At 56.4% G+C, this 12882-nt stretch carries 8 protein-coding genes; 3 read left to right on the top strand and 5 right to left on the bottom strand.

Annotated elements, in window-relative coordinates; genetic code table 11:
* Positions 1 to 32: 32 nt before the first annotated feature.
* Genes NNX35_RS12240 through dcm form a run of 5 tightly spaced genes read right to left on the bottom strand, consistent with a single transcriptional unit; the run spans position 33 to position 6488 of the window.
* Complete coding sequence (locus NNX35_RS12240; RefSeq protein WP_255867909.1) at positions 33 to 1685, bottom strand: ATP-binding protein; 1653 nt, start codon at positions 1683 to 1685, stop codon at positions 33 to 35.
* Between the two features lie 3 nt (positions 1686 to 1688).
* The gene (locus NNX35_RS12235; protein WP_255867908.1) at positions 1689 to 2129 is read right to left on the bottom strand and encodes an EcoRII N-terminal effector-binding domain-containing protein; all 441 of its coding nucleotides are present in this window, start codon (positions 2127 to 2129) and stop codon (positions 1689 to 1691) included.
* A complete protein-coding gene (locus tag NNX35_RS12230) occupies positions 2126 to 3913 on the bottom strand; it encodes a DEAD/DEAH box helicase (protein WP_255867907.1) in 1788 nt (595 codons plus the stop codon). Before NNX35_RS12230 ends, NNX35_RS12235 begins: the two co-directional genes overlap by 4 nt.
* On the bottom strand, positions 3906 to 5165 hold the full coding sequence (locus NNX35_RS12225; protein ID WP_255867943.1) for a type II restriction endonuclease: 1260 nt from the start codon (positions 5163 to 5165) through the stop codon (positions 3906 to 3908). Before NNX35_RS12225 ends, NNX35_RS12230 begins: the two co-directional genes overlap by 8 nt.
* Before the next feature lie 12 nt (positions 5166 to 5177).
* Complete coding sequence (gene dcm, locus NNX35_RS12220; RefSeq protein WP_304661206.1) at positions 5178 to 6488, bottom strand: DNA (cytosine-5-)-methyltransferase; 1311 nt, start codon at positions 6486 to 6488, stop codon at positions 5178 to 5180.
* A 443-nt stretch (positions 6489 to 6931) separates the two neighbouring features.
* On the opposite strand from dcm, the gene NNX35_RS12215 reads away from it, so the two are divergent.
* The 3 genes from NNX35_RS12215 to NNX35_RS12205 all read left to right on the top strand — a co-directional run bounded on the left by NNX35_RS12215 (position 6932) and on the right by NNX35_RS12205 (position 12852).
* Positions 6932 to 8410, top strand: a complete 1479-nt coding sequence (locus NNX35_RS12215; protein WP_255867906.1) for a DNA cytosine methyltransferase — start codon at positions 6932 to 6934, stop codon at positions 8408 to 8410.
* Between the two features lie 105 nt (positions 8411 to 8515).
* The gene (locus tag NNX35_RS12210) at positions 8516 to 9979 is read left to right on the top strand and encodes an ATP-binding protein (protein WP_255867905.1); all 1464 of its coding nucleotides are present in this window, start codon (positions 8516 to 8518) and stop codon (positions 9977 to 9979) included.
* 2 nt (positions 9980 to 9981) lie between these two features.
* Positions 9982 to 12852 (top strand): Z1 domain-containing protein, encoded by a 2871-nt coding sequence (locus NNX35_RS12205; protein WP_255867904.1) that lies wholly within the window; start codon positions 9982 to 9984, stop codon positions 12850 to 12852.
* Positions 12853 to 12882 lie beyond the last annotated feature (30 nt).

Raw genomic sequence — 12882 nt, 5'->3', positions numbered from 1 at the left:
CGCGCCAGAACGTCCTCGTGAGGGTCCTTCATTTACGCGTCGTCGGAGGTCTTGGGAGACGGCAGATCCTTAACCAGTTTGCGCAGGTTACGACTGATGTCTACGCGAACTTCTTCGAACATCTCTTGGGAATCAGCGTTTGTAGCATCAAGCTCGGCCTGTGCCATGGCGTAAAACAAAAACTCGATCGCCTGTGCCATCGTACTGTTGGACGCGACAGGAAGGTAGGCCTTTTGGTACCAATCGTGCCCGGTGTTCAATTCCACTTGGAGGATGTTGTTGGTTGACAGGGACATGTCCCAGAGGACGCCGTCTTTTAGGAACTCCCTCCGGACAACGTTCATAGACGCGAATTCATCCTCCACCGTGATGTTGATGATTCCGGACGGTTGGCCATCGGCTCCGATGACTGGGACATTACCTGTCTTGTTCACCATGACCACGGCACCATCGGAACCAGTCGTGACCGTCGGGATGGTGAGGTTGCTCTTTAAACGCCCCAAAGTAACTTCGGTCGGCCGATTGCCGCTCAGACCTCCCGCCGCGGTCTTGGCGTTTCCTGCCCGAGAACGCTTGTTAGCTTCACGCCGGATCGGCAAGAGAATGTCGGTCAGCTGTTCAATGAGAGTTTCATCAATGTGGACACCGGATTTCTTGATCCCGACACCAAACACTGGGTCTAGCTGGGCTTCAAAAGATAACTCAACCCTCAGGTTATTGATGTGTGTTTCAGCCATTCCGGTACCTAGCCAACTTGGTCCGTCAATAAGCCGACCCTCCCTGTACAGGTATATTCCCTGGCGGCCCAAGGACACCGCTGCTTCCTGCCATATTTGAAGGTCTTGAACCTCGTCTTTACGAGGCAGGATGAAGGCACGAAGCAAGGCGGTATGGGGCTCCCCTTCGGAGAGCTCGAACGTGAATTTCTTCTGCTTCACCATATCCCCGCCCACACCTTCGGCAAAGGGGTCCCAAGCACGGAGCTTTTCCCCGTTAAGGTAGATGTTGACGTTACGGGCTCGCTCGTCGGTGTGATCGAGGAATCGCTGGAACACCATGCGCAGGTGCTCACGAAGGCCTGCTTCGGTGCGCTTCATGGCGCTGGAACGATTCTTAGCCTCCTTACCGCTTCTGGTCCGAAGGAGCCGATCGATCTTGTCCCATATCACTAGCGTGCCGGAGCCCAAGTCGGCCCCTTCGAAGGCCAACAACTCGTCCAAAGCGTCTTCAAACGCCGACGTTTCGAGGTCATCGGCAACGTCGTGTTCGAGCACCCAGTCCCCGGTCTCTACAACCGTGTCAAGATCCCACGCAGCGGCGTATGGAACTTCCACGCCGACGGGACGAGAGACGACCACTAAGCGACGGCAGAATTGGGTAGATGCCGTCTTCAGACCCAAGCCGAATTTGCTCAGGCTGTTTGGATTTTGCTGCCTGTCGGCACCATATCTCATGGCGTTTTCTAGCCCGTCGAGGTCCATGCCGACGCCGTCGTCAGCAATTTCTACGACTGGTTCGTTTTCGGTATCAAGCCCCAGAGTGATGGACACGTTCCGTGCATTACCTGGACCGATAGAGTTGTCCACAATATCAGCGATTGCGGCCTCGAATGTATATCCGGTATCGCGAAAACCTTCGATGACACGAGTAGTGTCTGGAGCAACAATTTTGGTATTTTTTGTCATAGTTCAGTCCTCGGTATCGGTGATGATCATGCGCCACCCATTGCGCAGTTTTGTTTCGATTGGTGTTGCCGTAAGGGAATCTTCGATCTCGTGAAGCACTGCTTCTACCTCACCAAAGCTATTGCGTCGGAATGCCACAACGTCGCCCGCCGATGCCCCCAGAGCACGCAGCATTGGAGTGGTGTGGGTCAGTCTGTACTCGTTTCGAGTTCCTTGTCCGTGGGTTTTGTTGTTGTAGTAGATGAAGCGCAGTTGCCATTGCTCACCTGTTTCCGGGGTCGCAACAGTCATCCAGAAGTCAGGATTATAGTCCGCGGCATCCAGCGGTGGAAAGAATGCGCGGATATCTGGATTTTTCGGTATTGCGATCCCGGCTTGGTGGCTCCCTGTCAAACCGACATCGTTTGCGGTGAGAAGTTTTCTGACCTCGTCGACATGTCTCATGAATCTAGTCCTTCATCTGTGTTGACCGCGCCATCATCGACCCTCTTTGCCAACGCACGCTTCCATTCGGCCCGCAGGAGCGCATCCTCTTCCACGGTGTCCTCGTAGAAGAGATGGTGAACGGTAACAGGAAGAGTCTGCTTTCTGCGAAAAGCCCTTGCAGTGGCTTGGCTGGTCAATGCAGGGTTCCACTCAGGGTTGAAATGAATGACATGGTTCGCGGCTGTGATATTGAGTCCGACGCCGGCCGCTTGAGGGTTCATGAATAAGGCCCCGGCCCCTGGGAACTCTGTGAAGAGGTCGATGATAGTTTGGCGGTCCGAGACCGCAGACCGTCCGTCCAGGACCCCTAAGAAGGAGTTTGGATGGCCGGCTTTTACTGTATCGAGGAGCCGGTCGAGGGTTTTTTGGAAAGACCCGAACACTAGGACCTTCTCCCCGCTGAGGAAAGCCTCTCCAATGATTCGCATGGTGTGATCAATTTTGGGCGCGGCGCTGTTGCCCTGGTCCCAGCCGTGCCCGTCCGCGTGGGCACAAAGGACACGTAGTGCTGTGATGGCTGCAAGGGGACCGGAGCTATCGCTGGTTGTCTGAGAGTAGCGACGCACCAAATCGTGTGGCATTTCGAAGGCTGTTTCGATATGAACCAGTTCAGGGAGGTCACGCGCCACATCGGCTACGAGGCGCCGGAGGGTAACTGGCGCGACAATTCGTCCCAACGTTTCGGCCCGTTCGAGCTCATCGGGGAACGCGTCCTCGAAGGTGGACCTAGTGCCGAGCAGCACCGGCACAATGAACTCCGCGATAGACCAGAGGTCAAGGAGTCGATTTTCCACTGGTGTCCCTGTGAGAGCCAGCGAAACTCGCCGTGTCAGGGATTTAACGCTTTGGGCCCGACCCGTCTCCGGGTTACGGATCATCTGCGCTTCGTCCAAGACAACGGTGTTCCACGAAATGTCGGTGAACACGGAGAGATCCGCAACTAGGGTTTCGTAGGAGGTTATGACTATGTCGTAGCCAGTCAGGCCACCAACTACTCCGGTCCGCAGCGGCCCTGAATGGGTTAAAACCGTTAGAGCCGGAGCCACTTGTCCGATTTCTCGAGACCAGTTGCGCATCAGTGACGCGGGGCAAATTACCAGAGAAGGACCATGATGGCGCTGGTCCAGTAGAAGGGCGATGGCTTGCGCGGTTTTTCCTAAGCCCATCTGATCCGCCAGCAGGACTCCTACACCGCGTCCCGCCATGGCGACCAAGAAGTCCACCCCAACCCTTTGATAGGGGAACAAATCGATCCCAAGTCCAAGGTTTGCGAAATCGCTAGTCACATGGGCCAGCGAGACCTCGTTATCCAGATCAGTATCGTCAGACACCAGTCCTACCCCGGTGACATCGGCCTTCAACGATAAGTAAACACCCAACGAGATCGCGGAATTCTGGACCAGGGAGTGCTTATCTAGGAATGCGAAGCATGCTTCGACCGAGGCAGGGTCCAGTGGATGCCATCGGGAGTCAGCAATGACGCCGCTAGCATCAACGCCGAGTAGTGGAATAAACGCCGTGCCCCTCCGGATACCTACACACACGCGAACTGCATCGGGCAGCGCTCCACGAAGAACCACCACCGGCATCAGTGCGACCCGACTGAAGCGAAGTCCTGTAGCCCGCCGAATATCTTGGCTGGGATCGGCAATCGCCTTAGCAATTTCTTGGGCAGTGGCTGGTCGCCAAGTGGCTGCTTCTGCCACGAAGACTTGGTCGGCATCGACTTTCCACTCAGGCAAGGACGGCCTGCTCTAGATGGGTGCCTGCAATCTCGCGGGCGCGAACCTCGAGAATGAAATCATCCAACCCCAGCAGCCAGCCTTGTTGGGCTGGAGTGAAGCCTGCACCGTGCAGCGCTCGCGGAATCACAAGTCGGAGGTTTTCAGCCTGCATCTCGGCTGTTTGGTCCTCGGAAATTGCCGGCTGGAGCGTAAGTAAGTGTTTTTGCGGGATCCGGTTGGCTTCGTTGAGCACTTGTCTCCATCTGTCTTTGAGGCTCGTTTTGGAACCCAACATGGTCAGAAATTGTGACGGGAAGCCTAGGTCGCCATAGGCCGCTTTTGAAGGAAAGAGAAAATCCGGTTCTTTCTTTCCTTCTGTCTTGGTTTTTTTGACGAACGAAATATCATTGGTCTTGAGAATGGTACTGATGTGTTCCTCTAATGAGAGTCCTGCCCTAGCTTTGCGACGGTTGTGCACGGACAGGGAGAGCTTAAGGAAGCCTTCGACATCCACAACACCCTCCGCATCAAGGAATCCATCGGCGATGCTTTCGCTTATGCGGTATTTCTCCAGTGTGCGGAACATCCGGTGCTCCATACCAACCCATTGCATGAGCGTTCCATCTGGATCCCGAACCGGGTCAGCATGCTTGACCACGGACCGGGCGTACGCAGAGAACTCTGGCGTGGAGGGCCACAGCTTCTCACCGAAGCGTCGCAAAATGGAATCCAGCAAACCGTCATCCGTAAGGTCAACGTCAATGCCGAGGAGGGCGAGGAGCTCCTCACTGGCGATCTCCTCGCGGGGGGCCTGCATGCCCATATCGGTGGCGACGAACAGAACATCGTCGGTGTGCTGAACGTCGAAAACCCATTGAAGTTGCCGCAGAATCGTTGATCCCTTCTTGGCGATCACAAGAATCAGGTTCCCGTTTTCTTCCTCGGCGAGAAAAAGAGTGTCACCGGCCGCGGCACGATTGATGATGTGGTCCGCCTCCGCCCGATACAGCAGCCGGAACTCCGGCCCCCTCGCCGCATTACTCTCCCGCGCGTCGTACCAGGTCAAGAAGGTTTCGAACAGTTCAGGCAGCTCCTCCAGATCATCATCGAGGTACGCCATTCTGGTCGGTAGGTACTTCTTCCCGTGCGGAGTGCCCAAGAGTTCCCGGAAAGCTCTGCTGCCATTGAACTCGTGCTGATTGGACGAGAGCTTGTTGACGTCGACATCAGCCAATACCTTTACGGCAAAGCCTTTGAAGTAATCCCCCATATTGATCACGGCTCAGGCTGCTACTTCCGTAGCATCTGTCGCACTTGGCCCTTCGTGTGCACTGGCAGCTTCAACCTCTGCCTGCTCTACCGCGAGGGTTGCTTTGACCTGCATCAAGTGCGGCTTCATGATCCGGGCAACCTCTTGGAAAACGGGCATGACGACACTGTTACCAAACTGCCTGTAAGCCTGAGTGTCCGACACCGGAATCACGAAAGAATCATCAAAGCCCATCAGACGAGCACATTCGCGGGGAGTAAGCCGGCGCGGACGCTGTCCCAACTGCTCGACCAAGATTTCCGAGCCGTCCTTGTGGTAGCGAGCAGACAGCGTGCGGGTACGGCCTTCCGAGTTGACTAGCCCGAACCCAAACCCGTTTCCGGCGGCCTTGTGCTTCTTGGCGTAATTCTGGAGGTACGCCCACAAGTTTTCCGTTAGCGTGAACTTATCGTTGACCTTATTTTCTACGTGGTTAAAGTACTTGTCGCCGTCGTGTGGCAATACGGGTTCTGTACCGTCGGTACGGTGCAGGATATCTCCGAGCTTGTGGCTGGTCTTCGAGGGTAGGACCAGGTCATCCCACGTGAACGCAGTCTTCCTAGCAAAGCCAACGATGATGATCCGCTCCCGGTGCTGCGGGGTGAAATGCCCACCGTCAATCACTTTCTCGTAGACGTCGTAGCCTAATTCGTCCCGTAGTACCGCCATGATAATTTTGAAGGTGTTGCCCTGGTCGTGGGATTTGAGGTTTTTGACGTTCTCCAGAACGAATGCCGCTGGGCGAGTGGCCTTAATAATTTCTTTGATTTCGAAGAACAATGTTCCTTGTGTTGGGTCTTGGAAACCGTGGGGCCGCCCCATAGAGTTTTTCTTACTTACACCCGCGATGGAGAATGGCTGGCAGGGGAAGCCACCCAGAAGAACGTCGTGGTTGGGAACAATGTCTTGCTGACCAACGATATCGCCGATGAATGTGTGCTCGTCACCGAAGTTTACGGTATACGTTTTTTTAGAAAATATGTTCCACTCCGACGTGAAAACACACTGGCCACCGTGTTTCTCAAAGCCTTGACGAATGCCGCCGATTCCGGCGAACGTGTCGATGAAAGTGAAGTCCGGGTTTTCGTGGAGTTGAACAGAAGAGGGAGTCAGCAATGACTCCAATGCCGCACCCGCGAAAGGTTTAGGAACAGTCTCGCCGGCAGCCCAGCGGGCGATGGTCCGGGTGTCAACGCCAAACGCTGCGGCCAGTTCCGTCTTCTTGAAGCGTTCAAGTGCATGCGCGAGAAGGATCTGGACCTGCTCTGGAGAATGTGACGTCATCGAGACATCTTGTCACCATTCCGACACATAACGTGGAAGGGCGCGCGGGTCGTATATCCTCTCCGGGCACCCGCCGCTCGACCCTGTCTCATGTGAGACTGAGTCCATAGCTCAGCCTTGAGGCTGCTTACCCCCGACACAGCTAGAACACGTCCGTTGCGCGGATCACCTATATCGGCCTTATCCCGGACTCGACCCTGATTCCCGACCGTCTTTCTAGCAGACCCTCCGAACTGGGTGGACTGGGTTTGAAGATCGTGGTGAAACGGACCATATGTGGGTGCCGCGGTGGCGCGAGTCTCCTGCAAGACCATGCAAGTGACGGAACTGTCACGGTTAGGGGCACTCACTGATCATGCGCGAACTAGTCGAGCGGGTAAGATTACTTCGCTCCTCGTTCCTGCTTGGTAACCTGGAGAGCCGTACTGATTTTGGAGGAAACCGTGATTCCCGTCGTTGACATTTTTGCTGGCCCTGGTGGTCTTAACGAAGGCTTCTCCAGCATCCGTGACGAGCACGGCAACCGTGTATTCAAGACGGTTCTATCGATCGAGATGGAGACCTCTGCAGTAAAAACTCTGACCCTGCGTGCGGCTCACCGGTTCCTTTCCGATTTATCTGACGGTCAACCTGAGATCTACAAGAAGTTCCTGGCCAAAGACGTCACCTACGACGAGATGCGGACTGCCCCAGAGATGGCAGCCGCTTTTGAGCATGCGGAAGCAGAAGTCCGGCAGTTCACTCTGAGCGAGGACAGCCGTCCAGAGTCGGACGAATTGATCCGCGAAGCGCTTCAGGATGCCGCCGAATGGGTCCTGATCGGCGGACCTCCGTGCCAGGCGTACTCGATGGCCGGACGCTCCCGGCGCAAGCACGATGCCACGTTCAAGGACGATCACAAGCACTTCCTGTACAAGGAATACCTTCATATCATCACCGAGTTCCGCCCTGCGGTCTTCGTGATGGAAAACGTGAAAGGCATGCTGTCCTCCAAGAGCGGCGACGGCAAGATCTTTGAACTGATCGAGCAGGACCTGCGCGCGCCCGGCTATGACCTTCACTCGATGGTGGTCAGCAGCGACACCGGAGAACTCAAGCCCACAGACTTCATCATCAAGTCTGAGCAGTTCGGAATCCCCCAGAAGCGCCACCGGGTCATCATTGTGGGCCTCCGTCGGGACGCCCAGCTTCCGGCCCCAAAGGTCCTCGAACCCCGCGAACCTGTAACCGTGCAGGACGCCATCTGGTCTCTGCCCCACCTGCGCTCGGGTATTTCCCGCCGACCGCAGTCCACGTGGGAGGACTGGGCGACGATACGCGAGCAAGCGCACAAGTTTTTACAGGCTCTTCCGGGCAAAGAGCGGGCGTCTGCTCCCAGCCCTTACGAACTCGATACCAAGTCGACATCCGTCCGACCCCCGGAGCCCTTCGACAGTGCCTCCGTAGCAGGCGAACTTCAAGCATGGCTCCGCAAAGATGCCGCACCCGTTACGTGGAACCACGAAGCCCGTGGCCACATGGTCGAAGACCTAGTTCGCTATTATCTGCTGGCTGCCTTGGTGACGGCCGACGGTTCGAGCCCAAAGGTGCGCAGCCTGCCGGCTGCCCACTGGCCCAAGCACAACAACATCAACAACGTTGTGGTGCCGTTCGAGGATCGATTCCGTGTCCAAGCCTGGGGAAAACCTTCATCCACTGTCGTGTCTCACATCGCCAAGGACGGGCATTACTACATTCACCCTGACCAGGAACAGATGCGCAGTCTGACGGTGCGTGAAGCGGCACGGCTGCAGACCTTCCCCGACAACTACGTCTTCCTAGGGAACCGGACTCAGCAGTACACGCAGGTGGGGAACGCGGTCCCGCCGCTGTTGGCAAGGAAAATTGCACAGCGTGTGGCTGAAGTCTTGGGGCTCAGCTAAGCAGTATCCCCGAAGCCTCCGCCGGGGTCTTAGGACAGAAATGTCAGTACAAGAGGATAGTCTGATCCTCATAAGTACTAATCGCATTTTAGCTCTGGGGGACGCTTGACGGACGCGATCACACTGCTGCCTGGGCCGCAGCTGATGGAATCCATGAGGGCCGTCGGATACAACTTGGAAACCGCGTTGGCTGACCTCGTCGACAACTCGATTACAGCCGGCGCAGCAACGGTGGACATTCGGTTTTCCGCAGTAGGTGAGCCCTACGTCGCCATCATCGACGACGGCCTGGGTATGACGGGCTTGGAAGCACAAGATGCCATGCGTTTGGCAGGGAATGACTCGCGTAACCTGCGTGCGAGCCACGATCTCGGACGGTTCGGACTCGGACTCAAAACCGCATCCATTTCCCAGTGCCGCAAGCTCACCCTTGTGACAAAACAACGCAGCGAGATACACGCTTTCCGCTGGGACTTGGATTATCTCAGCAGCTCCTCCAGCTGGAGTCTCTTGCGGCTTGCACCGGAAGAGTACCAGGCGCTCCCGGAGTATGCGGCGCTGGAGACATTGGATCACGGGACCATGATCCTCTGGCAGGATCTTGATCAGCTCGAAAACAGTAGTGGAAACTCAATCGCGTCCATGGATGAAGCCATGCTGCGTGCTGCATCCCATTTGGGACTCGTTTTTCATCGATTCCTAGCGGGCGAGCATGGACGGCAGCTCGATATCCGTCTGAACTTCACTTCTGTCCCTGCGACTGACCCCCTGCTCAAGGACCACAAAGCTACCCAAATTGGTCCGCTGGAACGCATATCTTTGGACCAAGGCACTATCGAACTGCGTCCCTATACTCTGCCGCACCTAAACATGATGTCGCCCTCGGACCGTAGGAGGGCCCATGTAAACGGCTCATTGCGCGACAGCCAAGGTTTCTACATCTACCGGGCAATGCGCCTTGTTATCTGGGGAACTTGGTTCCGTGTGGCTCCGAAACAGGAATTGGGCAAGCTGGCTCGGGTGCAAGTAGATGTTCCGAATTCCTTGGATCATCTGTGGTCCCTGGACATCAAGAAGGCCCAAGCGGTACCTCCGCCCGTCATTAGGGACCGGCTTCGTGCCGTTGCAGCCACCATTGTGGGCCCGAGCCAGCGCGCGCACACCTATCGCGGGCGAACAGAGCGCAGTCCCATCACACACATCTGGAATGCCGTTTCTGACGCTGAATCGTTCCGTTACGAGGTAAACAGAAATCACCCCGCACTGATCGCGCTCAGCAGCACGTTTGATCGTCATGAGTCGGCTGCCCTGGAAATCGTTCTGAGTCTCATGGAGCGAACGTTTCCCATTGAGGATGTTTACAACAAGATGGGGCAGGACCTGTCCCACTCCGGCGCGGAGGTGCAGGACCAAGACCTTAGGGATTTGGCAAGGGCGCTCTGGGGACAGCTTCAGACCACGCTCGCCCCGGAAGCCTTTGTCAAAGCCATGCTCACCTCGGAACCGTTCGACAAGCACCCGCGCGCCGAAGCGGCCCTCCGTGAAACTGCCTACGGGACGGAGTTCTAGAAATGACGGACGCATTCCTATTTCCAGTCTCTGCGGTCGAGGCGACCGCACTGTCCCTCCTTAAAGATTCCGTCACCGATGAATACCGTCCGGACCTCACCGAAGATGAGATTCGATTGTCTTTCGATCGTGCACGTACGCGGCTTCCGACGGCGTCAACCGAATCGCAAATGGACGAGCTCGTGGAGCACTGGGTACAAAAGCTGACCGCTACCGGGTCCTCGAGCGAAGGCGGCCCGCTCGTCAAGGACGATCACATACCGTGGCTGCAGAAGAGTAAGGCCGACATCGTATGGCGCCGGTGGTTCGCCTATCGGCATATGCTTTCCGACTCCGGGCGTTCGGGCGCAGTTCTCGACAGACTGGATCACTTTAGCGACGAGATTCTTGACCTTGCCGGGGACCCGAGAAGGACCGGTTTCTGGAATCGCCGAGGCCTTGTTATTGGTGACGTTCAGTCGGGGAAAACCCAGAACTATCTTGCTCTGATGAACAAGGCGGCCGACGCAGGTTATCGCGTTATCATCGTCCTCTCCGGGAACACCGAATACCTGCGTCAGCAAACGCATTCCCGGATCGACGAGGGGTTCATCGGCAGGGACACGGCGCTCAGCGGGATGCTTAACGGAGCACGCGTTCCCCGAGACGTGCATATCGGTATTGGCAATGTGGATCGGGAGATCGCAGATGCTACATCGCTCACCACGACCCTCATGGATTACCTTCAAGTGAGTCGAACCGCTGGGGATGTCGCCCTACCAACGCCTAGCTCCCCGCCGTTGGTGTTTGTGGTCAAGAAGAACACACACGTCCTCAAGGCAGTGCAAGGATGGGCCCAGGCTAAAGCCGGCAGCCACAAAAGGATCGATTTACCCTTGTTGCTGATTGATGATGAGTCTGACTACGCGTCGATCAATACCAACGACGAAAGCGATGATCCCACTGCTATAAACTCTGCTATCAGGCGGCTTCTGAACCTCTTTACCCGGTCCTCTTACCTGGCTATTACTGCGACACCCTTTGCCAATATCTTCATCGATGACGAGGCAACGGCTTGCCTCACCGAGGATGGCAAGGAACTGCCCGACCTGTTTCCCGAAGATTTCATTTACCCCCTAGATGCTCCCAGCAACTACGTCGGCGTCCGGGCGGTATTCGGGCGGACTCCGGACGAACCCGGAACCCGGGTACAGAAACTCAAAGACGCTGTTCGCTGGCTTCCCTTGAAACACAAGAAACTTCAACGCCCCGAGGGCCTGCCTTCGAGCCTTGAGGAGGCGCTCCGTACTTTCCTACTGGCCAACGCAATCTTGGACCATCGCCTAAAAGCACCCGCAAAACGTTCCATGCTGGTAAACGTTTCGCGCTTCACTGATGTCCAAAACCACGTGGCGGACGCACTTCGTGAAGCGCTCTTTCAATACAAAACAGCCATTCAACTGCACGCTGCCGCTTATGCTGCGGGACGGACACATCCGTTACTAGATGAGCTGCGGGGAACCTTTGCGCGCCAGTACACCGCGAGTGGTGCCTCCTGGGAAAGTGTTCTGTCCCGGCTGTCAGCTTCAATCGCGGAAGTGCGAGTTAAGGTCTATAACTCGGCGCCGGGGATCGATCCCTCTGAGTTCGATGGCGAGGTGCCGGAGAGGCAGATTGCCATCGGCGGTGATTTACTCAGCCGCGGTTTGACCCTGGACGGACTGGTGGTCAGCTATTTCCACCGGAACGTTGCCGCGGCCGACACTATGATGCAGATGGCACGCTGGTTCGGGTACCGGGATGGGTACCAGGACATTTGCAGGCTGTGGATCAGCGAAGGTACAGCTGCGGACTACAGATTCATTGCCACAGCGGTGGAAGAGCTCCGGGTGGATCTCGCCTATATGCGTCGAAGCAAAATGATCCCCCGGGACTTCGGTCTCGCCGTGCAGCAACACCCCGAGTCACTTCTGATCACCGCCCGGAACAAGTCAAGGCACGCCATGTCTGCTCCCAAGGAAATCAATCTGCTGGGACGCAACCTGGAAACCACGAAACTCTCCACCAGCGTTGATGTGCAGAGGGAAAACCACACTTCCATAGTCAAGCTGCTGAGCGAAGCGGTGGGAAACGGCTGCGCCGTCGACAGGACCCGGCGGGGATATACGCGCGTACGCTCGGTCCCCAAGGACCTGATCGCTGACGCGCTCCGCCTCTTTTCGGCAGCACCCGATGACGTACTGTTCAACGGCGCAAGCCTGGAACGCATGGTGCGCAGCGGCGAAGGTGATCTTTTCAAGGAGTGGGACATCGTCGTTGTCAACGGTTCCGTGAAAAGAAACGCGCCCCTCACCCTCGGACCGCTCAGCGGGTGTTACCCCGTTGAACGGCAGATGCTTTTTCGTCCGTTGTTCTCCAAGGACGGAACGTCGAGAGGGGCGTCGCTGTGGGTCAGCGGCAAGCGCGGCCGCTTGGCAGGGCCTGAGGATTTGCAGAAACTCCTCGACCAAGAGATCGAGCAGCAAGCTTCCGAGAGATACATGGATGCACTCCGGGAGCTCGGTCAGGACGCAAAGAGTTCGATTCCCGAAACCGCTTTTTACGGTCACCTCAGCAAGCCTCAGCTGTTGATCTATCCGCTGTATGTTAGCGCAGGCGGAGCAGACCAGAGTCGAACCATTGAGGTGGAGGATTTGGCCGAGCTTCCGCGGAACGCTGTTGAGTTAATGCGCTCACTTGAAGAGACGCAGAAACAACATCTCCCGTTTATGGCTCTCAAGGTTGCCCTGCCCAAAACCGGCTACGACCCGCGTGGGCGCAACGGCCGCGCCAAATACTTATTAAACCGCGTTGCCCAACGTTACTGGGTCTCGGATTATGAACAATTAGCTTAGCTGCAGCACAACCGATCCTCTCAGGGATCA

Source organism: Arthrobacter sp. zg-Y844 (assembly GCF_024385465.1).
GTDB lineage: Bacteria > Actinomycetota > Actinomycetes > Actinomycetales > Micrococcaceae > Arthrobacter_B.
This window is presented reverse-complemented; position numbering and strand designations above follow the sequence as displayed.